Source organism: Sphingomonas sp. BAUL-RG-20F-R05-02 (assembly GCF_022662305.1).
GTDB lineage: Bacteria > Pseudomonadota > Alphaproteobacteria > Sphingomonadales > Sphingomonadaceae > Sphingomonas.
The window spans coordinates 294781-318128 of record NZ_JAKNQH010000002.1 but is presented as its reverse complement, the minus strand read 5'-3'; the positions used below and the strand labels follow the sequence as shown (position 1 = coordinate 318128).

The 23348-nt window shown below is 66.4% G+C and carries 24 protein-coding genes; 12 read left to right on the top strand and 12 right to left on the bottom strand.

Annotation, left to right across the window (positions count from 1 at the left end; all coding sequences use genetic code 11):
- Positions 1-91: 91 nt before the first annotated feature.
- On the top strand, positions 92-1486 hold the full coding sequence (gene lpdA, locus L8F97_RS06440; protein WP_242147687.1) for a dihydrolipoyl dehydrogenase: 1395 nt from the start codon (positions 92-94) through the stop codon (positions 1484-1486).
- Between the two features lie 256 nt (positions 1487-1742).
- Entirely contained in the window at positions 1743-2381 is a 639-nt protein-coding gene (locus L8F97_RS06435; RefSeq protein WP_242148270.1) for a trimeric intracellular cation channel family protein, read from the top strand.
- A 21-nt stretch (positions 2382-2402) separates the two neighbouring features.
- Here L8F97_RS06435 and L8F97_RS06430 read toward each other — a convergent pair whose 3' ends face one another.
- Positions 2403-2906, bottom strand: a complete 504-nt coding sequence (locus L8F97_RS06430; RefSeq protein ID WP_242147685.1) for a DUF1993 domain-containing protein — start codon at positions 2904-2906, stop codon at positions 2403-2405.
- A gap of 146 nt (positions 2907-3052) precedes the next feature.
- On the opposite strand from L8F97_RS06430, the gene L8F97_RS06425 reads away from it, so the two are divergent.
- Both L8F97_RS06425 and L8F97_RS06420 read left to right on the top strand, forming a co-directional pair.
- Positions 3053-3607: a biliverdin-producing heme oxygenase gene (locus L8F97_RS06425; RefSeq protein WP_242147683.1), complete on the top strand. Its 555-nt coding sequence runs from the start codon at positions 3053-3055 to the stop codon at positions 3605-3607.
- Positions 3604-6180: an HWE histidine kinase domain-containing protein gene (locus tag L8F97_RS06420; RefSeq protein WP_242147681.1), complete on the top strand. Its 2577-nt coding sequence runs from the start codon at positions 3604-3606 to the stop codon at positions 6178-6180. Before L8F97_RS06425 ends, L8F97_RS06420 begins: the two co-directional genes overlap by 4 nt.
- A 51-nt stretch (positions 6181-6231) precedes the next feature.
- Here the strand turns inward: L8F97_RS06420 and L8F97_RS06415 are convergent, their stop codons facing one another.
- From L8F97_RS06415 to L8F97_RS06395, 5 genes are all read right to left on the bottom strand, one after another.
- The gene (locus L8F97_RS06415; RefSeq protein WP_242147679.1) at positions 6232-7044 is read right to left on the bottom strand and encodes a TorF family putative porin; all 813 of its coding nucleotides are present in this window, start codon (positions 7042-7044) and stop codon (positions 6232-6234) included.
- Between the two features lie 214 nt (positions 7045-7258).
- Positions 7259-8737 carry a SulP family inorganic anion transporter gene (locus L8F97_RS06410; RefSeq protein ID WP_242148268.1) on the bottom strand — a complete coding sequence of 493 codons (1479 nt, stop codon included), beginning with the start codon at positions 8735-8737 and terminating at the stop codon, positions 7259-7261.
- A gap of 32 nt (positions 8738-8769) precedes the next feature.
- Positions 8770-9465 (bottom strand): carbonic anhydrase, encoded by a 696-nt coding sequence (locus L8F97_RS06405; RefSeq protein WP_242147677.1) that lies wholly within the window; start codon positions 9463-9465, stop codon positions 8770-8772.
- A gap of 197 nt (positions 9466-9662) precedes the next feature.
- Positions 9663-10976, bottom strand: coding sequence for an ATP-binding protein (locus L8F97_RS06400; RefSeq protein WP_242148266.1), 1314 nt, complete (start codon positions 10974-10976; stop codon positions 9663-9665).
- A 2-nt stretch (positions 10977-10978) separates the two neighbouring features.
- Positions 10979-11689 (bottom strand): response regulator transcription factor, encoded by a 711-nt coding sequence (locus L8F97_RS06395; protein WP_242147675.1) that lies wholly within the window; start codon positions 11687-11689, stop codon positions 10979-10981.
- Between the two features lie 227 nt (positions 11690-11916).
- Here L8F97_RS06395 and L8F97_RS06390 point away from each other — a divergent pair, with 227 nt between their 5' ends.
- Positions 11917-12171 carry a hypothetical protein gene (locus tag L8F97_RS06390; RefSeq protein WP_242147673.1) on the top strand — a complete coding sequence of 85 codons (255 nt, stop codon included), beginning with the start codon at positions 11917-11919 and terminating at the stop codon, positions 12169-12171.
- Here the strand turns inward: L8F97_RS06390 and L8F97_RS06385 are convergent.
- Complete coding sequence (locus L8F97_RS06385; protein ID WP_242147671.1) at positions 12168-12650, bottom strand: DUF2721 domain-containing protein; 483 nt, start codon at positions 12648-12650, stop codon at positions 12168-12170. The two genes, L8F97_RS06390 and L8F97_RS06385, sit on opposite strands and share 4 nt — an antisense overlap.
- Here L8F97_RS06385 and L8F97_RS06380 point away from each other — a divergent pair.
- Together L8F97_RS06380 and L8F97_RS06375 are read left to right on the top strand one after the other, a co-directional pair.
- Positions 12649-13170 carry a hypothetical protein gene (locus tag L8F97_RS06380; protein WP_242147669.1) on the top strand — a complete coding sequence of 174 codons (522 nt, stop codon included), beginning with the start codon at positions 12649-12651 and terminating at the stop codon, positions 13168-13170. The two genes, L8F97_RS06385 and L8F97_RS06380, sit on opposite strands and share 2 nt — an antisense overlap.
- 109 nt (positions 13171-13279) lie before the next feature.
- On the top strand, positions 13280-14683 hold the full coding sequence (locus L8F97_RS06375; protein ID WP_242147667.1) for a methyl-accepting chemotaxis protein: 1404 nt from the start codon (positions 13280-13282) through the stop codon (positions 14681-14683).
- A gap of 28 nt (positions 14684-14711) precedes the next feature.
- Here the strand turns inward: L8F97_RS06375 and trmB are convergent, their stop codons facing one another.
- The gene (gene trmB, locus L8F97_RS06370) at positions 14712-15392 is read right to left on the bottom strand and encodes a tRNA (guanosine(46)-N7)-methyltransferase TrmB (RefSeq protein ID WP_242147665.1); all 681 of its coding nucleotides are present in this window, start codon (positions 15390-15392) and stop codon (positions 14712-14714) included.
- A gap of 116 nt (positions 15393-15508) precedes the next feature.
- Here trmB and L8F97_RS06365 point away from each other — a divergent pair, with 116 nt between their 5' ends.
- Positions 15509-16384, top strand: coding sequence for a formate/nitrite transporter family protein (locus L8F97_RS06365; protein ID WP_242147663.1), 876 nt, complete (start codon positions 15509-15511; stop codon positions 16382-16384).
- 11 nt (positions 16385-16395) lie between these two features.
- Here the strand turns inward: L8F97_RS06365 and L8F97_RS06360 are convergent, their stop codons facing one another.
- The 3 genes from L8F97_RS06360 to lnt all read right to left on the bottom strand — a co-directional run bounded on the left by L8F97_RS06360 (position 16396) and on the right by lnt (position 20383).
- On the bottom strand, positions 16396-17484 hold the full coding sequence (locus L8F97_RS06360) for a hypothetical protein (protein ID WP_242147661.1): 1089 nt from the start codon (positions 17482-17484) through the stop codon (positions 16396-16398).
- A 64-nt stretch (positions 17485-17548) separates the two neighbouring features.
- Positions 17549-18766, bottom strand: a complete 1218-nt coding sequence (metK, locus tag L8F97_RS06355; RefSeq protein ID WP_242148264.1) for a methionine adenosyltransferase — start codon at positions 18764-18766, stop codon at positions 17549-17551.
- Positions 18767-18832: 66 nt separating this feature from the next.
- Positions 18833-20383, bottom strand: coding sequence for an apolipoprotein N-acyltransferase (gene lnt, locus L8F97_RS06350; RefSeq protein ID WP_242147659.1), 1551 nt, complete (start codon positions 20381-20383; stop codon positions 18833-18835).
- 131 nt (positions 20384-20514) lie between these two features.
- Here lnt and L8F97_RS06345 point away from each other — a divergent pair, with 131 nt between their 5' ends.
- From L8F97_RS06345 to L8F97_RS06330, 4 genes are all read left to right on the top strand, one after another.
- Complete coding sequence (locus tag L8F97_RS06345) at positions 20515-20931, top strand: VOC family protein (protein ID WP_242147656.1); 417 nt, start codon at positions 20515-20517, stop codon at positions 20929-20931.
- 27 nt (positions 20932-20958) lie between these two features.
- On the top strand, positions 20959-21261 hold the full coding sequence (locus tag L8F97_RS06340; protein ID WP_242147654.1) for a polyhydroxyalkanoic acid system family protein: 303 nt from the start codon (positions 20959-20961) through the stop codon (positions 21259-21261).
- Positions 21262-21370: 109 nt separating this feature from the next.
- Positions 21371-21577, top strand: a complete 207-nt coding sequence (rpsU, locus tag L8F97_RS06335; protein ID WP_034160206.1) for a 30S ribosomal protein S21 — start codon at positions 21371-21373, stop codon at positions 21575-21577.
- Between the two features lie 86 nt (positions 21578-21663).
- Positions 21664-22263 (top strand): FKBP-type peptidyl-prolyl cis-trans isomerase, encoded by a 600-nt coding sequence (locus tag L8F97_RS06330; RefSeq protein ID WP_242147652.1) that lies wholly within the window; start codon positions 21664-21666, stop codon positions 22261-22263.
- Between the two features lie 424 nt (positions 22264-22687).
- Here the strand turns inward: L8F97_RS06330 and L8F97_RS06325 are convergent, their stop codons facing one another.
- Positions 22688-23239: a hypothetical protein gene (locus L8F97_RS06325; RefSeq protein ID WP_242147649.1), complete on the bottom strand. Its 552-nt coding sequence runs from the start codon at positions 23237-23239 to the stop codon at positions 22688-22690.
- Between the last annotated feature and the right edge of the window lie 109 nt (positions 23240-23348).

The window sequence follows — 23348 nt, the reverse complement described above, 5'->3', positions numbered from 1 at the left end:
GACGCGGCGTGGCGGATGTAATTTGACCGGGCGATCACCAGATATTGCCTGACAACTGGGCCCCGGCGAAAGCCCGGGAGCGGAGATTGAAATGGCTGAATACGACTATGACGTTCTGGTGATCGGTTCCGGCCCCGGCGGCTATGTCGCGGCGATTCGCGCGGCACAGCTCGGGCTGCGTACCGCGTGCGTCGAGAGCCGCGAGACGCTGGGCGGCACCTGCCTCAACGTCGGCTGCATCCCGTCCAAGGCGATGCTGCATGCATCGGAATATTTCGACGCGGCGGCGAACGGCGCGATGGCGAAGATGGGCATCAAGGTGACACCCGAGCTCGACCTGCCGACCATGCATGCGCAGCGCCAGGATGCGGTGAAGCAGCTTACCGGCGGCATCGAATATCTGTTCAAGAAGAACAAGGTGACGTGGCTGAAGGGGCGCGGCGCTTTTGTCGATGCGCATACCGTTCAGGTCGGTGAACAGGCCGTTACCGCCAAGGATATCGTTATCGCGACCGGATCGTCGGTCACGGCGCTGCCCGGCGTGACGATCGACCAGAAGGTTATTGTCGATTCCACCGGTGCGCTTGAACTCGCCCGCGTGCCGGAGCACCTCGTCGTGATCGGCGGCGGTGTGATTGGCCTCGAACTCGGCAGCGTGTGGCGCCGGCTCGGCGCGAAGGTGACGGTGGTCGAGTATCTCGACCAGATCCTGCCCGGCTTCGATGGCGATGTGCGCAAGGAGTCGAACAAGATCTTCAAGAAGCAGGGTCTCGAGTTCAAGCTGTCCACCAAGGTCACAGCGGTTGCGGTCAACGGCGACAAGGCGACGCTGACGGTCGAGCCGGCCGCAGGTGGCGCGCCCGAGACGATCGAGGCGGACGTGGTGCTGGTGTCGATCGGTCGTCGGCCCAACACCGATGGCCTCGCGCTCGAGAAGGCCGGCCTCGCCACCAATCAGCGTGGCCAGATCGAGATCGATCACAGTTTCAAGACGTCGGTCGCCGGTATCTGGGCGATCGGCGACGTGGTGCCCGGCCCGATGCTCGCGCATAAGGCCGAGGACGAAGGTATCGCTGTAGCCGACAATATCGCGGGCCGGACCGGCATCGTCAATCATGACGTGATCCCAAGCGTGGTTTACACCTGGCCCGAGATCGCCGGCGTCGGCCTGACCGAGGAAGCCGCGCGGGAAACGGGTAGCGAAATCAAGGTCGGCAAGTTCCCGATGCTCGGCAACAGCCGCGCCAAGACCAATCACGAGCCGGACGGTTTCGTAAAGATCATCGCCGATGCCAAGAGCGACCGTGTGCTTGGCGTGTGGTGCATCGCGAGCGTCGGCGGCACGATGATCGCGCAAGCCGCGCAGGCGATGGAATTCGGCGCGACCAGCGAGGACATTGCCTATACCTGCCATGCGCATCCGACGCATTCCGAAGCAATCAAGGAAGCGGCGATGGCGGTGCAGGGCAAGCCGATCCACATCTGAGCGGCGCTCGAACGGCACGGAAGGCCCGCCCGGGATGGGCGTTCCGAACGAAGTCGGATTGGCCGGAGTGCAGGGTATCCTGTGCTCCGGCCTTTTCGTTTGTGACATGACGATCGGCAGCTGCGCTCCTGAGATGTTCGCCTGATCCAGAGAACAGGTCTGTCCAGAGCCGCCGGCGAACACATCCCGCAGCCACGGTTCGCAGCGTCCCACCACCGCCGTTCATTTTCGCACCATGCCGCGCTACACCGCGCCGATGCACACCGCGCTCGCTCTTCACTGGCAGGTTGGCCCGATCCTTCCGTGGCTGGATCTGTTCGGCATCGCGGTATTCGCGATCACCGGCGCGCTTGCCGCGACCGGGCGCGGACAGACGCTCGTCACCGCGACATTCTTCGCGCTCATCACCGGCGTTGGCGGCGGATCGGTGCGCGATCTGCTGATCGGCGTGCCGGTGTTCTGGGTCCGCGATCCGCTGGTTGCGGGCGTATGTCTCGGCGTGGCGCTGTTGGTGTGGTGGACGCCGGTGCGATGGTGGCAAGGCGCGGCGCTCGCCTGGCTCGATGCGATCGGATTGGCCGCTTACGGCGTGTTCGGTGCGGCCAAGGCGCTCGACTTCGGAGTACCGCCGATCCCGGCCGCGTTGATGGGCGTCATCACGGCGTGCGTCGGAGGCATCATCCGCGATGTGCTCGCGGGTGAGCCGTCAATCCTGATGCGACCGGAATTGTACGTCACGGCAGCCGCGCTGGCGGCGGGGTCGCACGTTGCGTTGGTCGCGCTCGGGGTGCCGCCCAACTTTGCCGCGCCGAGTGCGGCGATCGCCGGCTTCGCGCTCCGTGCAGCGGCGATCCACTGGCGAATCGCACTGCCGGCTTACGGTCGCGCGCGGTGACCGGCACCGCGCGCCAACGCGTCAGGCAGGGTGGCTGCCGCCGGCGAGGTAATCCATCTTGCCGATGCCGACGCCCTTCATGCGCAACAGGCTGTATGCGACGGTAAGGTGGAAGAAGAAGTTCGGCAGCGCGAAATCGGTGACGTAACTTGCACCAGTGAAGGTCAGTTCGGTGCCGGGCAGCTTGAGGATCACCTCGGCGTCCTCACGACCTTCGAATCCGGCGGGGTCGACGGCCTCCAGATAGCCTATCGTCTTGGTAATGCGTGCACGCAGTTCCGACAGCGTCTTTTCCTCGTCCGGCATCGCCAGCGGCGCGGACTGACCCACGCGGATCGCCGCGAACTTCGCAGTGTCGCAGGCGATCTGCACCTGACGGGTGAGCGGCAGCATATCCGCGATCAGCCGCGCCTCCACCAGTGAAGCCTCATCCACGCCGCAGTCGATCGCCTTGGCGAGCAGATGGTCGAGGTTCTTCAGGCCACGCACGAACATCGGCACGGTAACGGCATAGAGGCTTGGCATGCTTCGGTTCCCATCGTCTGCCACGGTTCCGGGATCGGCCCGCGGCCTGATCGCCACGTGGGGTTGCCCGGCGCCGCTCGCAAGGCGCGTCTCGCCTGGGCAGCACCGGCGCTTGCCTGATGCGCCATGCGCCTTATGGTGCGGCGATGACTCTCCCTTCCAAGGCGCGTGGCGCGCTGCGTGCAGCCACGGCAGCGCATCACGACCGGGTCGACGCCGTATTCTCGCACGCCGACCTGACCGATCGCGAAGGCTATGGTCGTTTCCTGCAGGCACAGGCCGGGGCTTACCTGCCGGTCGAGGCTGCGTTGGAGCACGCCGGCGCAGCGACGCTGGTGCCGGGCTGGGCGGCGCGGCGGAGGACGGGATTGCTTCGCTCCGACCTCGCCGCGCTCGGATTGGCGGTGCCGCGCGAAACGTCGGCTCTGACGTTTGACGGGGCTGCCGCAGTGCTCGGCGGCGTCTACGTGCTGGAGGGATCGCGGCTTGGTGGTGCGCTGCTGGCGCGGGGCGTTCCGGCGCACTTCCCGCGCGACTTCCTTGCTCCAGGTGATTCCGCCGGCTGGCGCAGCTTGCTAGGGATATTAGAACATACGTTAACTTCGGCCGGCGATATCGCGTCGGCAATCGAATCGGCGTCTCGCGTGTTCCTGCTGTTTGAAAGCAGCGGGCGTCGATATCTGAGGACGGACCTGCGTTGAACGATTTCGAAAAGGTCGATCTGACCAACTGCGACCGGGAGCCGATCCATATCCTCGGCGCGATTCAGCCGATCGGCTTCCTGCTCGCACTAACCGCCGACTGGATGGTCGCGCGCGCGTCCGCCAACACCGCCGATTTCATCGGTTTCGCACCGGATTACCTGATCGGCAAGCCGCTTGCGGATGTGCTCGATGCGAAGGTCATTCACGCGCTGCGCAATCGGACCGCGATGCTGCGGGGTGTCGACTCGGTCGAACGGATGTTCAATTGCGAGATCGTCAACGACGGCAAATGCTTCGACGTGGCGATCCACCTGTCCGGTGGACAGATCGTGATCGAGGCCGAGCCCGCCTCCAGCGAACACGGCGACGCCACCGGCATGGTCCGCTCGATGATCGCGCGGCTCGACCAGTGCGACGACATGGCGGCGTTCTACCGCGAGGGTGCGCGCCAGATCCGCGCGCTGGTGGGTTTCGACCGAGTCATGGTGTACCGCTTCGCCGCCGACGGTTCGGGCGAGGTGGTGGCGGAGGCGGTGCGGGCCGGGATCGGCAAGTTCTTGGGCCTGCACTATCCCGCCAGCGATATCCCCCAGCAGGCACGCGAACTCTACAAGCGCAATCTGCTGCGCATCATCACCGATGTGAACGCCGAGCCCGTCGCGATCGTGCCGCAGCGCGACGAGGCGGGGCGTCCGCTCGATCTCTCGCTGTCGGTGCTGCGATCGGTGTCGCCGATCCACATCGAATATCTCAAGAACATGGGCGTCGAGGCGTCGATGTCGATCTCGATCATTGTCGAGGGGCGATTGTGGGGGCTATTCGCCTGCCATCACTACGCGCCGCGTTGCCCGTCGTTCGAGCGCCGTTCGGTCAGCGAGCTGTTCGCGCAGATGTTCTCCATGCGGCTGGAAAGCCGCGAGCGGCAGGCGACGGTGGATTTCGAACGCCGTGCACGCGATATCTCGGACCAGTTGCTCGGCGCGGTCGCTTCCGACGAGACGTTGCTGAAAGACCCGGACTGGCTCGGCGACATCCTCACCCATGCGATCCAGGCGGATGGCGTCGGTGTGTGGATCGCTGGCAATCACGCATTTTCGGGCACCACGCCGCCGCTGGAGGATTTCCGCAAGATCATCCGCGCGCTGAACGGCACGGCGGCAGGCAAGGTGTTCGCGACCGACCATATTGCCGCGCTGGTGCCCGGTGCCGAGAGCTTCGCGTCGGATGCGGCCGGGATGCTGGCGATACCGATTTCGCGAAGCCCACGTGATTACGTGGTGCTGTTCCGCTCCGAACTGGTTCGCTCTGTCCGCTGGGGTGGCGATCCGCACAAGCCGGTCGAATATGGCCCGAACGGCCCGCGGCTGAGCCCGCGTGAAAGCTTCCAGGAATGGAAGGAACTGGTCGAGGGCCGTTCGCGTCCGTTCACCGCATCCGAACTGCGCGTCGCCGAGACGCTTCGCGCGACGCTGATCGAGGTGGTGCTGCGGCTCGCGGACGAGGCATCGGCCGAGCGCCAGCAGGCGAATGCACGGCAGGAACTGCTCATTGCCGAGCTCAACCACCGCGTTCGCAACATCCTCGGCGTGATCCGCGGGCTGATCCGGCAGTCGCAGCCGTCCGAGGAGCCGGTCAAGGAGTTCGTCAAGCTCATCGATGGGCGTATCCATGCGCTTGCGCGCGCGCACAACCAGATCACCGACGATCATTGGGGGCCGGCACCGATGCAGGCGCTGATCGACGCCGAGGCGGCGGCGTTCGTCGATGAACGCGACCGCGTGGAGTCCGATGGCGTGCCGGTGCTGCTCAACCCGCAGGCCTATTCGACGATGGCACTGGTGCTGCATGAGCTGGTCACCAATTCGACCAAATACGGCAGCCTGTCGGTGCCCGAGGGTCGCGTGCGGATCAGTTGGCGGCGCAATGCCGAGCAGGATCTCGTCATTCACTGGCAGGAGAGCGGTGGGCCGCCGGTGCAGGCGCCGACACGCCGCGGTTTCGGCACGACCATCATTGACCGTTCGGTGCCGTATGATCTCGGCGGCGCGGCGCAGATCGACTATGACGCGGACGGCGTTTCCGCGCAGTTCCGCATCCCGGCACGGCACGTGTCGGAGGCCAAGAGCGTGGCCGGGCCCGCAATCCGCTTTCCGCGCCTATCGATGGGTCACCCGCAGGCGGCGCCGCACAAAATGCTCGCTGGGCACGACGTGCTGCTGGTCGAGGACAGCCTCATCATCGCGCTCGACGCGGAAGACATCGCGACGCGGCTGGGGGCGAATACGGTCGCGACTGCCGCCACTGTGGAAGGCGCGCTGGACGCGATCGAGGCGCATCGTCCGCAGGTGGCGATGCTCGATATCAACCTCGGGGATCGCAACAGCTTCCCGGTGGCCGACCGGCTGCTGGATCTCGGCATCCCGTTCATCTTCGCGACCGGCTATGGCGAGCAGGCGCAACTGCCGATGGACCACCGTGGCCGTACCGTCGTGCAAAAACCCTATACGCTGGAAAACGTCGCGCGCGCGATGGACGAGGTGCTGGGGCAGCACCTCGGCGTGGATGCGTAGCGCAGCCCTTGCCACGTCCTTCCCCGGCGCCTTGCCGGGGAAGGGTGCGCGTCAGAAGCCGGCGCTGACCGAGAACAGCACCTTGCCCGACGCGATCGAGCGGCCATCCTTGGTGCTGGCGAAGTTGGGCAGCAGATACGCCGAATCGCGACGGCTGATGTCGGTGCCGACGAAGGCGATGCCCAGCGTGACCGGCGCGATCACGTAATCCGCCCCGACCAGGTAATCGACATAGTCGCCGGTCGGCGCAACGCTGGTGCCGTTGGGCCCGAGGCCGGGGTTGCCGCTCGAATAACCGACATGGCCCTTCACGGTCAGTGCCGTGCCGGGCACGCCTGCGCTGGCGTCGCCCCACACGTAGAAATTGTCTTCCTTGTCGCCGATCCGGCTCTCGGGCGTATTGCTCCAATTGCCGAGCGCCTGTTGTTCGGGCGCGTACGCCACGCCGACCAGCGCCGACACGGGACCCAAGGTGTGGCTGAGCTTGACGTAAGGCTCGGCGAAGTCGGTCTTGCTAGCGCCGCCGGGGTACATGTACCAGGTCAGCCCGACGTCGACCGTGGTGCCGCCGAAGCTGCGCTTGTAGCCGCCGATCACGTCGAGTTCCATGTTGGCGCCGCCGAACGTGCCCCAGCCGGCAAGGTTCGATCCCCACAAAGCGGCGTAGAAACCGCTCTCGTGGCTAGCGGTTAGTCCGCCCTGCACGGCGGCGTTCTTGTCGCTCTGCGAGACGCCGCGAAAGCGATAGTCGCTGACCAGCGCGATGCTGCCGGACACGGTGATCGGCTTTGGCGGCGCTTGTTCCTGCGCGAGCGCCGGGGTCGCCGCGCATAGAGCGGCGATGAGCGCGATTGCATATTTCATTTGGAAGACCTTCCCCCTGTATCGGTGAACGTCCCCGCCTGCACCTGCGATCGTGCCGCCTCTCGAATGACCGGGGCAGGCATCCGCCGCAAGAACCGCCTTGTCGCAGGGCGGCGTGGCCGGTGCATTGCCGCTTCGTGACGAAACGTGTCTGGGGGCGACGACCCGGTGTGGATCGCCGCCCCCAGTTCGGTTGCGCGGGCGGCCGGTGGCGTTACGCCGCAAGCCGTTCCAGATGCTTGGGCGAGCCGAGCAGCGTCACGTCGACACCACGCTTGCGCTGGCGGCCGAGCCACTCCCGCAGCAGTTCGGCGCAGCTATGGTCGATCGCCGGCACCTTGTGCAGTTCCAGCGTCAGCGGCTTGCCCTCGGGCAGTGCGTCCAGCGTCTTGTTGAGCTTGGGCACGCTGAGGAAGGTCGCCGCGCCATCAAGACTGACGTGGCTGCGCTCATCGTTATGCGCGGTCGCCACCTTGAGGTTGAGGCGGCGGACATGCGGGGCGAGTTCGACCAGCGACAGCGCGATCCCGGCCAGCACGCCGGTAAGCAGATCCGTCGTCACCACCAGCACGAAAGTCGCCACCCAGATCAGCGCCGGCAGCACGCCGTAGTGGCTGAACAGATGCGTGACATGCTTGAGGCTGATGAGCCGTGCGCCCGTCACCACCAGCACGCCGCCAAGCGCCGCCATCGGGATTTCGCGCAGCAGCCACGGCAGAAGCGCGACGAAGCCGAGGATCCACACGCCGTGCAGCACCGCAGACCAGCGCGAGGTCGCGCCCGCCTGTACGTTCGCCGAACTGCGCACGATTACGCCGGTCATCGGCAGTGCGCCGGCGGCACCGCACAGCAGGTTGCCGATGCCCTGCGCGCGCAGTTCCTTGTTATAGTCGGTGCGCACGCCGTCATGCATACGGTCGACCGCCGCCGCCGACAGCAACGTCTCGGCACTGGCGATGAACGCGATCGCCACCGCCGACAGAATCAGCGCCGGATCGGCTAGCGGCGACAGGAAGCTCGCGCCGGGCACCGTGACGGCGGCGGCGATCGATTCCGGCACGCTCACGCGCACCACGCCCAGGCTGGCGAGCCACGCCACCAGCGTCGCGCCGACCACGCCGATCAGCGCGCCGGGAACGAGTTTAAGCGCCGCCGGGCGCAGCTTCTCCCAACCGATCATCAGCGCGATAGTGAGCAGGCCGATGCCGAGCGCCACTTCGGTCGAGGTCATGTTGGTGGGGTCGAGACCCATCACGCGACCGGGGGCAGCGGCGAGGTTTGCGAGGCCGTTCGACAGCGGCTTCGCGTCGAACAGGGTGTGAAACTGCCCGACCACGATCAACGCGCCGATACCAGCGAGCATACCGTGCACGACCGCAGGCGAAATTGCACGGAACCAGCCACCCAGCTTGAAGATGCCCGCCGCCAACTGAAACGCACCCGCCAGCACCAGGATCGGACCGAGCGCGGACAGGCCATGATCGCGCACCAGTTCGAACACGATGACGGCGAGACCCGCCGCCGGGCCGCTCACCTGTAACGGTGATCCGGCGAACAGACCGACGACGAGGCCGCCGATGATGCCGGTGACTAGCCCCTTCTCGGGCGGTACGCCCGAGGCGATGGCGATGCCCATGCACAGCGGCATCGCCACCAGGAACACCACGATCGAGGCCGCGAAATCGCGGACCATCCAGCCCTGCGGGCGGGGCGCGGCGGCGGGTGTCACTCTGCGGCTTCGGGAAGAGTGAAGTTGGCGGCGAGACGCTGGCTGGCGGGATGCGCCACCGGCAGCGGCGAGCCTTCGCGCATCGGCACGAACTGCCCGGTCGTGCCGTCGAGGCCGAGCACCTGACCTTCATGGATATCGACCAGCCAGCCGTGCAGCGAGATCTGGCCGCGCGCGATGCCGGCTGCGACCGATGGGTGCGTGCGCAGATGCGCGATCTGCGCGACGACGTTCTCGAGCGCGATCGCGTGGACGCGCTCGTGCGGGGTGAGGTCGTGATAGCCGCCCGTCACGACGCTTTCCGCCGCTGCGGAGTGCTTCAGCCACGATGCCACGTTGGGCATGGCGGACAGGCCCGTCGGGTTCGCGACCGCCTTCATCGCGCCGCAGTCGGAATGGCCGCACACGATGATGTCGCGCACGCCGAGTGCCATCACGGCATATTCGACCGTCGCCGACACGCCACCGAGCATCTCGCCATATGGCGGCACGATGTTGCCCGCGTTGCGACATACGAACAGGTCGCCCGGGGCGGCCTGAAGCACCTGCTCGGGCACGATGCGCGAATCCGCGCAGGAAATCATCAGCGCCTTGGGACTTTGCCCGTCGCGGATCAGCTTGCTGAACAGGTCGCTCTGGGGTGGGAAATACGTCTTCTCGAAATCAAAGACGCGGCCGATTAGTTCGTTCATGGTCGAACTCCTTTGGAACGCGCGCACATGCGGTGCGCCTTGCCTTCCATGTACGGCCCGATCTTTGCCGCGCCGCAGCGTCGTGGTGACAAAGTGTTGCTTGAGCGCCTGTGCGGGAACGTCCCGGCATGCCGCATCTTTTGGTCACCCGGTATTTCAGCCTGCGCGCGTCGGCGAAGGTACAGGGACGAGGCCGGTCAGCGCGGCAGCGGCAGCGCGATCGTTGCCGCTAGCCCGCCCGCGGCGCGGTTCGTCAGCGTAAGCGCGCCGCCCTCGGCCTCGACCGCATTCGCGACGATCGCCAGGCCAAGCCCCATTCCCTTGGTATTGCGCGCACGCGCCTCGTCGAGCCGAACGAACGGGGTGAGTACGTCGCGCATCCGTGCCTCCGGTATGCCCGGCCCATCATCCTCGACGACGATGCGCACCGCCGCATCGTCGGATTCGATCCGAACCACCGCGCGGTCGCCGTAATGCAACGCGTTCTCGATCAGGTTCGATACCGCCCGCCGGATTGCCGACGCCCGCACACGCATCTCGAGGTGATCCGGGCCATCATAAGTGGCATCCATCCCGCGATCCGCGGCATTGTCGACGGCGGTTGCCACCAGCACGGCCAGATCGGTCAGTGCCGACTTCTCCGGGTCGTTCTGTCCGCCGAAGAAGGCGAGCAGCGAGCCGAGCATCTCGCTCATTTCCGCCACGTCCTCGCCGAGTTCGGCGCGCAGTTCGCCGTCGCGCACGCCCTCCAGCCGCAATTGCAGCCGCGCGAGCGGCGTGCGCAGATCGTGACCGACCGCCGCCAGTGCCTGCGTGCGGCCCTCGATCAGTTCATGGATGCGATCCTGCATTTCGTTGAAGGCGTGGATCAGGCTGCGGATCTCGGCCGATCCTTCTTCCGCGATCGGCGCACGCTGGCCGATGCCGACCTCTCGCGATGCACGGATCAGCACCCGCAACGGGCGCAGCGTCGACCGGATCAGCAACGTGCTCAGCACCGCCAGCAGGATCGCCGGCAACAGTGCGCGCAGGATACGGTCGTATGATGGGTTGAACGCGCTTGTCACGTCGCGCATCTGAAAGGTCATCCAGCTGCCATCGGTAAGCCGCAGGTCGCCGAGCACGGTCGATCCGTCCTGCTGAAGCGCGGGCAGCCGCAACCGCAGCGCCGATCGGGCGAGATCGGGCTCCCATGAGACGATCTGACCCTGCATGCTGCCGAGTTGCGGGCGGAAGGCGGAATGGTCGGGCTGGTTCGCACTCCAGCCAATCCGGTAACGATCGGTCTGCAACTCGCGCGCGATCCGATCGCGCTGCGCCTGTGGCCATTCGTTGAGGATCTTGCGCGAGACGACGAGATGCTCCGCCAGCCGGTGCGCCTCGTCCTCCCGCAGCGACAGTTCGGAGGCGCGTTCGTACAGCAACGTGCTCGCGCCGAACTCCACGCCGATCGTCAGCAGCAGGATCAGCAGCAGCCGCCCGAGCAGCCCGAGCGAGGCGTGACGCCGCAGGTTCAGGACCGCGTCACCCCTGCGCGCAGCATATATCCGATGCCGCGCACGGTGACGATCGGCGCCTCCTGTCCGGTCGCCGACAGTTTTCGCCGCAACCGGCTGACCAGAACGTCGATGCTGCGATCCGAACTGTCGCCCAGCCGCGTGCGCGACAGTTCGATCAGCCGTTCGCGCGCGATTACCCGCTGCGGTTGTGCGGTGAAGGTGGCGAGCAGATCGAACTCGGCGCCGGTCAGCTCGACCGTCGCGCCGCTCGCCGCGCGCAGTTCGCGGCGGGGGAAGTTCACGGTCCAGCCGTCGAAATGCGCCTCGTCCTGGCGTTCCGCGCCGACCAGCCCGTCGCCCGATCGCCGCCGCAGCACCGCGCGCACCCGCGCGATCAGCTCGCGCGTGCCGAACGGCTTGGGCAGATAGTCGTCCGCGCCGAGTTCGAGCCCCATCACCCGATCCTCCTCGCTGCCGCGCGCGCTGATGAAGATGATCGGCACGTCGCTCTTGCGGCGGATCTGGCGGCACAGGTCGATCCCGTTGGTGCCGGGCAGCATGATGTCGAGGATGACCAGATCGGCGGCCACATTGTCGAACGCGATCCACATTTCCGGTGCGGAGCCGGCGGTGTGGACGGTGTAGCCGTTCTCGCGCAGCGCCCGTGCGGTCAGCGTACGCAGCGGCGGATCGTCTTCGACGAGGATGATGTTCGGCTCGCTCATGCGGCCGCTCGGGGGTACCATGACATGGCCACGAACCTAGGCCTGCCGGCCCGCGCGATCAACGCCTGTGCCGCGGGTAGCAGCGGCACCGTGGCGAGGAGCAATGATTTGTAATGCGGCGGCAACTGCCGCGTACAGGCCCGGCCATGTTTCCTCACAATCAGGACCATCGCGGGCAACGCGGGGGACATATTTGAAGAGCATCGATTATCACGAAAGGCCTCCCGATGCTTAGCAAATTCGCGCTGCTCGCCCTGCCGCTGGCGCTTGCCGCCGCTCCTGCCGCCGCGCAGTCGCTTTCGGACACGCACCAGATGCGCTGGGCGCCCGCCGGCAAGACCACGCCGCTGGTCAGCTACCATCCGATCAAGCGTAGCTGCGCCAGCGCGCCGCTGCACCTGTCCGGCAAGACCCCGCACATGACCGCCGCGCCGATCTGCGCAAAGTCCGACACCAAGACCGAGGTCGCCGCGCGCGACTAAGGCATGATCCGCGTGCCGTCCTCCAATAGTTCGGGCCGGACGCGGAACGCCGTCATTGAGATGTGCACTTCGACCAGAAACGAGAAAAGCCCCGCGATCAGCAGCACCATCGCTAGGATGAACGACAGCGCCACCACCGTGCCCATGTGCAGCTTGAACAGCACCGCCACGAATAGGATCGCGACCACCGTGCATGTCATCACCGCGCTCGCGACGGTCAGCGTCAGGGCGCGGTTGATGACGGTCATGCGCTTGTCGAGCAGGCGCAGTTCGCGCACGTAGCGGCCGAGTTCCTGCCCGTCCGAACGTGTGTGCCGCGCCTCCAGATCGCGCGCGCGATCGATCACGCGCGACAGCCTGCCGGCCAGCACGTTCAGCAGCGCGCCGATGCCCGCCAGCATGAAGATCGGCGACAGCGAAAGCTGGATCGCCTGCGCGATCGTGTTGACGGGCGGCAAGGCGTGCGGGATCGCGTGCATGCGTCCTTGTGGGATCCACGTCGCCGATACGCAAGCGGGCTTGCAAGGCGGAACGGCGCACGCCAGTCTCGCCATCATGAAAGCGCGAACCACTCGGCGGCTCCGCCAGATCCATTTGTATATCGGCATGTTCTTCGCGCCGATGATCCTGCTGTTCGCGTTGAGCGGCGCGTTGCAGACCTTCCGCCTCAACGAACCGCGTGGCTGGGGTGGCACGCCGCCGACGTGGATGGTGTGGGTCGGCGCGATCCACAAAAACCAGTCCGCGCCGCGCGACAACGCTCGCCATGATGACCGCCACGACGACCATCAGGACGCCCGCCCCAAGCCGGCGCGGCCGCCCCAGACCGGCCCGTCGCCGCTGCCGCTCAAGATCCTCACCGTGCTGATGGCGATCGGGCTGTTCGCGTCGACGGTGATCGGCATGGTGATCGCTCTAAACCTGCGCACTTACCGTACCGGTTCATTGGTTGCGCTCGCGCTCGGCACCGTTTTGCCGATCGTCCTCCTCAAGCTGTAACGGACGATTTCCTCCGACCGTAAACCATTCGCGCGCGGCTATCCTATAATGTCTTGTGAGCACCCCTTTCCGGATGGGGCGTCTGTTTCGTCAAGCACAGGGAAAGTCGATGAACTGGTTCGAATCCAATGCGCCGATCCGGCTCAAACTGTTGATAGCGTTCGGCAGCTTCATCGGCTTGTTCGCGGCGAGCGCATGCGCGGTGCTGCTGCTGCCGAAGATGACCGCCTTTGGCATGGTACTCGGCGCGGGCGGTGTCGCGCTCGTGCTGTCTTATCTCTACCGTGACGCGATCTCGCGGCCCTATGTCGCTACTGTGGTGCGCATGGAGGGTCTTGCGGCTGGTGATCTCGAAAGCCCGATCGCCTATACCGATTATCATGACTGCGTCGGCCGGCTGACCAAGGCGATGTTCGCATTCCGCGCAGCGGCGCAGGAGCAGGTGTCGCTCAACCGCGAGGCCGAGAAGCATGCGGCGATCGTGCGCGGCATGTCCGACAATTTCGGGCGCCTGTCGCGGGGCGACCTGACCGCCGACATCACCGAGGATTATCCGCCCGCCTATGCGGCGCTGAAGACCAGCTTCAACGAAGCGCTGGCGAACCTTCGTGATCTTCTCGGTACGGTCACCGCCAGTACCGACAACATCCGCGTCGGTTCGCAGGAGATCGCGATGGCGTCGGAGGATCTCGCCCGCCGTACCGAGGGCAATGCCGCCAGCCTGGAACAGACCGCCGCTGCGGTGCAGGAAATCGATACGCGCCTGAAGGCGACGGCCGAGGCGGCGACCAGGTCGGTCGACACGCAGATGCAGGCGATGACGGCGGTGACCGAGGGGCGCGCCCGCACCGATATCGCCGTGCACGCGATGCACCGTGTCAGCGAATGCGCCAAGGGTATCGACGATGTGATCGAGGGGCTCGACAAGATCGCCTTCCAGACGCGCGTGCTGGCGATGAACGCCACGGTTGAGGCCGGCCGCGCCGGCGATGCGGGTCTGGGCTTCGCGGTGGTCGCCGATCTGGTTTCGGCGCTGGCGATGCGCGCGGAAGAGGAATCGAAGCGTGCCCGCAACCAGCTCAGCGCCACGCAAAAGGAGATCGGCGACGCGGTCGATGCGGTGCAGAAGGTGGAAACCGCCTTTTGCGTGATCGCCGCCTCGGGTGAAGAGGCGGCACACCTCGCCAGGCAGATCGCCAGCGACAACGATGCGCAGGCGAGCGCCATCACCCAGGTCAACAGCGCGGTCGGCAGCATGGACGAATCGACGCAGCAGAATGCCGCAATGGTCGAGCAGACCTCGGCCGCCGCACGCAACCTTACCACCGAAATCGCGACGCTGGCGGAAAATGCGAGCCGCTTTCAGATCGGTGCCGCATCGCCGGGTTCAGGTGCCGCGGAAACCGCAGCGCCCGTCCGGCGCACGCGCCCTGGGGTGGCGCGGGGTACCCGCGCGGTGCTGGCCTCACTCGCCGCGAGCAAGGCCGACCACGGCGACTGGTCGAACTTCTAGGGCGCGCGCCGCCGCTACGTGCTGCGCCTCACACGCGGCGGTAGCGGAAGTACCACACCTCGTGTCCCTGCCGCCGTGCCTTGCGCTCGTACCGTGTCTCGGGCCAGTCGGCAGGACGTTCCAGGAAGTCGCGCGCGCTGCCTGCCAGCCAGGTGAAATCGCGGCGCTGGTTCATCACCATCATCGACCAGCGGCAATAGGTCGGGTCGTCGGTACCGAGCCGGAACTCGGCGCCAGGCTTCAGTTTTGCGGCGATCAGGTCGAGCGGGCCGTGATTGACCATGCGCCGCTTGGCGTGTCGCGCTTTCCGCCACGGATCGGGATGGAGCAGATATAGCCGATCGAGGCTCGCGTCCGGCAACCGCTCGACCACCTCCAGCGCGTCGCCCATGTGCAGGCGTACGTTTTCCAGCGCACCGTCGCGAATGTGGTTGAGTGCGCCGACCACACCGTTCAGGAACGGCTCGCAGCCGATGAAGCCGTGATCGGGCCGCATCGCCGCCTGGCCGGCGAGATGCTCGCCCGCGCCGAAGCCGATCTCCAGTTCAAGCGGGCGATCCGCGCCGAACAGGGTCGCCGCGTCGAGCGGCTCCGTCTCAGGTACGCTCACGCGCGGCAACAGATCCTCGACCAACGCGGACTGGCCCTGGCGCAGCTTGTGCCCCTGGCGGCGGCCGTAAAGGCGGCGGATCGTGGCGGGGTCGTTCATGGTCGGCTCGGTCATGGTGGCTGGGGCGATAGCGAAGCGCCGCGGCGCCGTCACCCGCTTTGGAGACAATCGGCTGTCCAGCCGTTGCGCTTTCGACCAACGATAAGGACGGGGCTTTGGCGGACGAGACAGGCGATGTCGACGATCTCAAATCGGCGAATGCAAAGGAACTGCACCGCGCGATCAGGGAGGAGGGCGAGGAGGAGCTTCGCCGTCCACTGGCGTCGCTGTTCTGGTCGGGCATCGCAGCGGGGGTGGCGATCAACACGTCGTTGCTGACCGAAGGCGTGTTGCATCAGCACCTTCCCGACACGCCGTGGCGCGAGCTGGTCACAGCGCTCGGCTATCCGATCGGTTTCCTGATCGTCATCCTCGGTCGGATGCAATTGTTCACCGAAAGCACGATCACCGCGGTTCTACCGCTAGTCAGCGATCCCACGCGCGAATCCTTGCTGCGCACGCTGCGGCTGTGGGGGGTCGTATTGAGTGCAAACATGATCGGCACCGCGATCGGCGCGGCGACGATCGCCTTTGGTGGCCTCGGGTCGGCCGGTGCGCACGATGCGATGATCGCGGTGTCGCTGCCGATCCTCGATCATGCGCCGTTCGCGACGCTGATCAACGCCGTGCCGGCCGGGTTCCTGATCGCCATACTGGCGTGGACGCTGCCTAACGCACGCGAGCAGTCCTTCCTCGTCATCTTCGCGGTGACGTGGGTGGTGGCGATCTGTGGTTTCTCGCACTCGGTGGTCGGCTCGTGCGAGGCGTTCCTGTTGTTCTTCTCAGGGCATGCGGATGGCCTGCGCACCGTCTTCGGGCTGATCCTGCCGGCGATCGTCGGCAACCTGATCGGCGGGGCCGGCATCTTCGCGCTGCTCGCGCACGGGCAGGTGCGTGGCGAAATGACCAAGGAGGCGCTGAAGCAGAGAAAGGAAGAGCGCCGCCAGCGCAGGCTCGACCGCCGTGGCGCGAAGTCCGATCAGCATGGCTGAACCCGCGCGGGTTACTTGATGCTGCCGCTGTTGACCTGCACCGTGCGTTTCTTGCCCCATGTGCCGGTTTTAGACGCATAGGGTTCGTGCCGGACGATTTCGAACGCCTGGTCCGGCGACGGCAACCGGTCGCGAGCCGGATAGGCGGTGACGGTAGCGACATCGTCCAGTGCGATCGCCCAGGTCGCGGCGTTCGCACCCTTGTCGCTGGCGAGCAGTGCCGCCAGCGAATCCGGGCCGACCCAGATGCCGCGCCCGGCATCGTTGAGGGCGATCAGGTACGAATCCATGCTGCCGACGGGGCGGTAGACGCCGTGCTGCTCCAGTCCGGCATAATGGCCGGTATCGCGGCACCACGCCCGCGCCGGCTCCACCGGCGCATCCTTGCGCGGCTTTACGTCACGGCTGGCGCCAAACAGGCCGGCGAACAGGCTCGATGCCAGCGCGTTGTCACCCTTCACCGCATTGGCCTTGCCGCTGAAGGTGAGCGTCGTCGCGCAATCCGCGATCGGCACGGCGGCGGGTTGCGGCGTGATCTTGCGCGGCCAGCCAAGCGCGGCGATCGCACCGCGCAGCCGCGCGTCGATCTCCTCCGCGCCGATCGTGGTCGAGGAATAGCGCAACTCGACGTACCAGCCCGGCCCGAGCGGCAGATAGGCGAGCGCGGTGCTGCGGTACGGACCCTTCACCGGACGATAGCTTGCGATCAGTCCGCTCGCCGCGCTCTGCCCCGGCGGCGCAAAGGCGACCGGTGGCTTGGCGATGGTCACTCCGCCGTAGGCGGCGCGGGCTGCGACTACGCGGGCGGTGCGGTCGAACCACACCGGCACCGATCCGGTGACGTTGCGGAAGATGAAGACGGTGATGTCCTCGCTCGAATTCGATGTGCCGAAGTTGAAGGCTTCGTCGAGATGATCGGGCGCGAACGCGCGCGCGTCGAAGCGCTTGAGGCCATCGAGCGTCGTCGGGATGACAAGGCTGGTCGGTTCGTGCCGGTACGGCTTGTCTGCGGCGATCGCGAGGGGTGGGGGCTGCGTCTGCGCGGCGGCGGTGACGGGCAGTACCACGCCCGCCAGAAGAAAAGCCAAGATGATGCGCATGAAAAAGCCCCCCGGAAGCGATGTTCCGGGAGGCTAATGCAAGTTTACGCGAAGGGAAGGGGCTTTACGCCACCGCTGCCTTCAGCGCGTCGACCAGATCGGTCTTTTCCCAGGTGAAGCCGTCCGCATCCGGCTCGCGACCGAAGTGGCCATAGGCGGCGGTGCGCTTGTAGATCGGCGCATTGAGCTTGAGGTGTTCGCGGATGCCCTTCGGCGTCAGCCGGACGAGCTGGGGCAGGACTTCCTCGATCTTCGCTTCCGGCACGGTGCCGGTGCCATGCAGGTCGACATAGACCGACAGCGGCTCGGCGATGCCGATCGCGTAGGACAGCTGGATCGTGCAGCGCTTGGCGAGGCCGGCGGCGACGACGTTCTTGGCGAGGTAGCGCGAGACGTAGGCGGCGGAGCGATCGACCTTGGTCGGGTCCTTGCCCGAGAAGGCGCCGCCGCCGTGCGGAGCCGCACCGCCGTAGGTGTCGACGATGATTTTCCGCCCGGTGACGCCCGCGTCGCCGTCCGGCCCGCCGATTTCAAACGCGCCGGTCGGGTTGATGTAGATCGCGGTCTCGTCGGTGATGAAACCCTCGGGCAGCGTCTCGGTCAGCACGCCGGTGACGTAGCTGCGCAGTTCCTCGTACTTGGCAGGATCGGCATTGTCGCCCTGCAGGCAATAGCCCGGCGCGTGCTGCGTCGAGACGACCAGCGCGGTGGCGCGCACCGGCTTCTCGTTCTCATAGGCGAGCGTCACCTGGCTCTTGGCGTCGGGCTCGAGGAAGGGCGCGGCGCCCGAGTGGCGATCGGCAGCCATCCGCTCGAGGATCTTGTGGCTGTAGTACAGCGTGGCGGGCATCAGGCCGGGCGTCTCGTCGGTCGCGTAACCGAACATGATGCCCTGGTCGCCGGCACCCTCGTCCTTGTTGGCGCCTTCGTCCACGCCCATCGCGATTTCCGCCGACTGGCCGTGCAGGTTGTTGTGGAACGCGAACTTGTCCCAGTGGAAGCCCGACTGTTCGTAGCCGATTTCCTTGACGGTCTGGCGCACCGCCGCCTCGATCTCGGCAAGCGCGCCGTCGGCCCAGGCGCCGTTCTCGTACACGCCCTTGCAGCGGATTTCCCCGGCGAGCACGACGAGGTTGGTGGTGGTCAGCGTCTCGCAGGCGATGCGCGCATAGGGGTCCTTGCCGAGGAACAGATCGACCACGGTGTCGCTGATCTGGTCGGCGACCTTGTCGGGATGCCCTTCCGAGACCGACTCGGAGGTGAACAGGAACGAAGCGCGCATATCTTCACCTTTGCTGGCGCGGCCCCGCACGGCGGAACGGCGCATATAAAGCTTTCCTTATATGCCCTAACGGCGCGCCAAGCGGAACGCAACGGCCAACAACAGCATCGCGCCCGCGACCAGCATCGCCAGCCAGTTGCCAGCGCGTGCGAACAGCGTCGGCGGCAGCGGCGCGGGCAGCGGCAGTTCGACCGCGCCGCGCGTGTTCCACGGGATCGACGCCAGCACACGACCGCGCGCGTCGATCGCGGCGGAGACGCCAGTCGGCGTGGCGCGCAGCACCGGCAGCCCTTCCTCGATCGCACGCATGCGCCCTTGTGCGAGGTTCTGTTCGGGGCCGGAGCGGCTGTACCAACTGTCGTTCGAGGGGTTGAAGAGGAAGTCCGGGCGGAGCTTCGGATCGACGACCTTGCCGGAAAAGATGATCTCGTAGCAGATCTGGAAGCCCACCTTGCCAAAGCCGGGCAGCGTCATCGTGCGCGGCCCCGCGCCGGGCGCGAAGTCGAGATCGCCCGGCACCAGCCGCGACAGACCGATCGCCGACATCAGCGGACGGGCGGGGAGATACTCGCCCCAAGGCACCAGATGCGCCTTGTCGTAGCGCCCCAACAGCGACGCACGCGCGTCGATCGCATAGACAGAGTTGGTGGCGCTTTTCAGGTTGCCGGCCGCGTCGAATTGCAGGCCGTTGCCGCCGCTCAGCACGATATCGTCCGGCCCGAGCGTCGCGGCGATGCCGGAGCGCACCAGGAACGGTGCGCCACGGAAGTAGTATTGCGGCGGATAGCCATCCTCCACGTAGAAGCGCAGCGCCCCTTCCGGCCACAGGATCAGGCGCGGGGCGGGGCCGGGCTTGCCACCAAGGTTTTGCAGCGCGCGCAGGTTGGTTTCCGGGTAATCGTCACGCGGGCGCTGTTCCTGATCGAGATCGGGCTGGACGATGCGGACGCGCGGGGCGTTGCGGGCAGGGGCGACCGGCGTCGTCGGCATCACGATGACGCTCAACGCGGCCAGCGCCAACGCCGCCAGCGTACCCGCCGCGAACCGCCAGCGGCGCGTGGCCAGCAACGTGAGCGCGCCCGCCGCGAGGATCGAAACGCCCGACAGCGCATAGGTCCCGACATACGCCAGCAGCGCGGACACGCCGGGCAGCGGCAGCCAGATCTCGGCGAGCGGATTCCACGGATAGCCGGTCAGAAGGGTGCCGCGCAGATACTCGGCTGCGATCCAGGCGGCGGCGAAGATCAACACAAACCCTGCGTCGATCTCGCGCCGGCGAAACCGCCACGCCGCGGCCGCCGCCAGCATCGGATAGATCGCCAGGTACAGTGACAGCAGCAACGGCGCGAGCGGGCCGAGCCAGTGCGGCATCGCATCCTGATAGGTGAACGCTTGCGCGATCCACATGTTGCCGAATGTGAAGTGGGCCAGCCCGAACAGCCAGCCGCGCCACAGCGCCGCGCGGACCGTCGGTGCCTGTTGCACCAGCCACAACCACGCGGCGAAGCAGGCGAGCGTCACCGGCCACCAGCCCCACGGCGCGAACCCCAGCACCGAAAGCGCACCGAGCAGCAAAGCCGGAAGCGCCGGTCGGCGAGTGACGATGGCGTTGGTCACGATACGTTTTCCTTCGTCCCGGCAGCACATGAGGCGGGCGCCCCAAGCTGCGGCTATGCGGAAGGTACGATGCGCGGACAAGCCTGCGTAACGCGGGTGACGAACACGCCGATCCGCGCTATCGTACCGTCATGCCGCGTCCGTTCCACCTCGCCTTCCCGGTCCACGATCTTGCCGCCGCGCGTGGATTTTACGGCGATACGCTCGGTTGCGCGGAGGGGCGCAGCGCCGACACATGGATCGACTTCGACCTGTTCGGCCACCAGATCGTCGCACATCTCGATCCTGCCGCGAAGGCGGTGACGGTGGCGAACCCGGTCGACGGCCATGACGTGCCGGTGCCGCATTTCGGCGTGGTGCTGACCATGGCGGACTGGCAGGCACTTGCCGATCGGCTGCAGACGGCGGGTACACGTTTCGGTATTGCGCCGCACATCCGCTTTGTGGGGCAGCCCGGCGAACAGGCGACGATGTTCTTTTATGATCCAAGCGGAAACGCTCTAGAGTTCAAGGCGTTCGCCGACGATGCGATGCTGTTCGCGACATAACGTCCGCTGATGAAGGTTTCCTGATCCATGGCCGATCCGATTACGATGGACATTCCGCACCAGCACTCCCGCGCCGAGATCCGTGCGCGGCTTGAGCAGGGCGTGCAGAAGGCCACGACCATGCTGCCCGGCAGTTCGGTGACGGAGCATCGCTGGGATGGCGACACGCTGCACTTCACGATCGTCGCGATGGGCCAGCGCGTGTCGAGCCGAGTCGAGGCGCTCGATGACAAGGTGCACGCGGTGATCGACCTGCCGCCGCTGCTGCGTCTGTTCGCTGACAAAATTCGCGCAAAGCTCGCCAAGGAAGGCCCGAAGCTGTTGGCTTGATTCAACAATCGGTTGAAAACGGGCGTGGGTGCGTGTAGGGCGCACCGCTTGCGGCGCGAGCTTTGGCTTGCGACGACCGATTTCTATTGATCCGGAGTTCGAGCTTTTTATGCAAATCATCGTTCGCGACAATAACGTCGACCAAGCGCTGCGCGCCCTTAAAAAGAAGCTGCAGCGTGAGGGCGTTTATCGCGAGATGAAGCTCCGCCGCCATTACGAGAAGCCCAGCGAGAAGCGCGCTCGCGAGCGTGCAGCCGCCGTGCGCCGCGCCCGCAAGCTTGAGCGCAAGCGCCTGGAGCGTGACGGCGCGCGGTAAATGCCGCTCGCGTTCGCGCCTTTGACCGTCGATAGTATAACCTGATCTGGTGCGCCGTGCGCCGGACGATCCCCCGGGGACAGCCAATGTCGATCACCGCCGTACCGATGAAACCGATCCGTCGGAACATCCTGGTTTATGTGTGGGTCGGCATCGCGCTGGCCTTCGTGGCGGCAGCGGCGCTCGCGATGCAGGCGCCGGTCGATCCGGTCACCGCGTTCCTCGCCAAGAACCGCCACGCCAAGGGTGTTGTAGAGACGCCGTCTGGCTTGCAGTACAAGGTGTTGCAGCCGGGGCAGGGCACCGAGAAGCCGACCGACACCGACGTCGCGCTGGTGAATTACGAAGGCAAGCTGCTCGACGGCACCACCTTCGACAAGTCGCAGCAGCCTACGCCGATGCCCGTCAGCGGTGTCGTGCCGGGCTTCAGCGAGGCTTTGAAGCTGATGACCAAGGGATCCAAGTACCAGTTCTGGATCAAGCCCAGCCTCGGCTATGGCGCCGAAGCCAAGGGGCCGATCCCGGCGAATTCGGTACTGGCCTTTACGGTAGACCTGCTCGACTTCATTCCTGAAGCCACGCTGCGCCAGATGCAGATGCAGCAGCAGATGCAACAACAGCAGATGCAGGGCGGAGCGCCCGGCGCGATGCCCCCCGGCGCAGTCCCGCCAGCGCCCGGCCATTGATCGGACGCTGACCACCTCCGCGCTCGCGCTCGAAGCGGATCTGAGAGCCACGAGCGTTTGCTCGTGGCTCTCGTCGTTTGGGCGTGCCAGAAACGTTCTGCCGGCATGCCCAGCCTACGGCGCGGCATTGTGCCGACACACTTCGCTCTGGCGTAGACGGGAAAGGCGGCTTCTACCGCGATGGTGATGCTATTACGCTACCGGGAGTGCCGGCCGGTGCCTCATCATCGGCACAGTGTTCAGCGGTAAATGGCGCCCGGCGGCACGTGTCGCGCGACGCCTGCCCATCGACCGGCCTTGCGGTCCATCATCCGCATATCGCCAGCACAGCGTGTCGCCATGATGTCGCCGCTATCTCGGTGGCGCTGCGTCGCGACGCACGCCGGATATCGCCGAACCTTCGTGTAACTCCGGCTCGCAGCTTCTAGCCTCGGCAGTCTTCGGTCACGCGCTCGATTTCTGCCCAGGCCGGTACGACCAAAGTGCGGACACCGGACTGCTCTACCGTGAAACGCCCGCGGCTGAAGCCCATCGCATCGAGCAGCGAATCGCGCGGCGTGATCGCCACCGCAAGATATGGCGGGTTGCCGCCGGTCGGGGTGAAGTTCAGCGTGCGCGCGGTGCTGGTGGTGCGGATCGTCACCGGCGCGGCCGGGCCGCTGCCCGCGCGCGACAGGTACACCATCCGCGCCGCCGTGTCGCAGCGCAGCGTCACCAGCGCGTCGCTGCCGGGCACGCCGTATAACGCGATCGAACCACGGGCATCCTGCCGGTACACCCAATCCCCCGGCGTCAACGGCACGTCACGCCAGTCGCTTGCGGCGGGCGGCGGTGGCGGCGGTAACGGCACCGGGGTCCGAACTGGCGCTCGGATCGGCGCAGGCGCAGGCGCGGGGCGGGGCGATGGTGGCGGAGCCTTCGCCACGCAGCCCGCAAGCGAGACGAGGCAAAGGCCGACTAGGAAACGTGCGCGCATGCCGCACGCTATGCGGCAGGCGGGCGTCCGGCTCAACAGGCTGCGTGCCGCTTCGCCGATGAAATGTCGCACCCGCACGTTCAGGAACCGCGCGCTGCGCCACCCGTTA

Coding starts and splice junctions, on each gene's coding strand:
- lpdA (WP_242147687.1), top strand. CDS start 92: ATGGCTGAATACGACTATGACGTTCTGGTGATCGGTTCCGGCCCCGGC.
- L8F97_RS06435 (WP_242148270.1), top strand. CDS start 1,743: ATGCACACCGCGCTCGCTCTTCACTGGCAGGTTGGCCCGATCCTTCCG.
- L8F97_RS06430 (WP_242147685.1), bottom strand. CDS start 2,906: ATGCCAAGCCTCTATGCCGTTACCGTGCCGATGTTCGTGCGTGGCCTG.
- L8F97_RS06425 (WP_242147683.1), top strand. CDS start 3,053: ATGACTCTCCCTTCCAAGGCGCGTGGCGCGCTGCGTGCAGCCACGGCA.
- L8F97_RS06415 (WP_242147679.1), bottom strand. CDS start 7,044: ATGAAATATGCAATCGCGCTCATCGCCGCTCTATGCGCGGCGACCCCG.
- L8F97_RS06410 (WP_242148268.1), bottom strand. CDS start 8,737: ATGGTCCGCGATTTCGCGGCCTCGATCGTGGTGTTCCTGGTGGCGATG.
- L8F97_RS06405 (WP_242147677.1), bottom strand. CDS start 9,465: ATGAACGAACTAATCGGCCGCGTCTTTGATTTCGAGAAGACGTATTTC.
- L8F97_RS06395 (WP_242147675.1), bottom strand. CDS start 11,689: ATGAGCGAGCCGAACATCATCCTCGTCGAAGACGATCCGCCGCTGCGT.
- L8F97_RS06390 (WP_242147673.1), top strand. CDS start 11,917: ATGCTTAGCAAATTCGCGCTGCTCGCCCTGCCGCTGGCGCTTGCCGCC.
- L8F97_RS06380 (WP_242147669.1), top strand. CDS start 12,649: ATGCGTCCTTGTGGGATCCACGTCGCCGATACGCAAGCGGGCTTGCAA.
- L8F97_RS06385 (WP_242147671.1), bottom strand. CDS start 12,650: ATGCACGCGATCCCGCACGCCTTGCCGCCCGTCAACACGATCGCGCAG.
- L8F97_RS06375 (WP_242147667.1), top strand. CDS start 13,280: ATGAACTGGTTCGAATCCAATGCGCCGATCCGGCTCAAACTGTTGATA.
- trmB (WP_242147665.1), bottom strand. CDS start 15,392: ATGAACGACCCCGCCACGATCCGCCGCCTTTACGGCCGCCGCCAGGGG.
- L8F97_RS06360 (WP_242147661.1), bottom strand. CDS start 17,484: ATGCGCATCATCTTGGCTTTTCTTCTGGCGGGCGTGGTACTGCCCGTC.
- metK (WP_242148264.1), bottom strand. CDS start 18,766: ATGCGCGCTTCGTTCCTGTTCACCTCCGAGTCGGTCTCGGAAGGGCAT.
- L8F97_RS06345 (WP_242147656.1), top strand. CDS start 20,515: ATGCCGCGTCCGTTCCACCTCGCCTTCCCGGTCCACGATCTTGCCGCC.
- L8F97_RS06340 (WP_242147654.1), top strand. CDS start 20,959: ATGGCCGATCCGATTACGATGGACATTCCGCACCAGCACTCCCGCGCC.
- rpsU (WP_034160206.1), top strand. CDS start 21,371: ATGCAAATCATCGTTCGCGACAATAACGTCGACCAAGCGCTGCGCGCC.
- L8F97_RS06330 (WP_242147652.1), top strand. CDS start 21,664: ATGTCGATCACCGCCGTACCGATGAAACCGATCCGTCGGAACATCCTG.
- L8F97_RS06325 (WP_242147649.1), bottom strand. CDS start 23,239: ATGCGCGCACGTTTCCTAGTCGGCCTTTGCCTCGTCTCGCTTGCGGGC.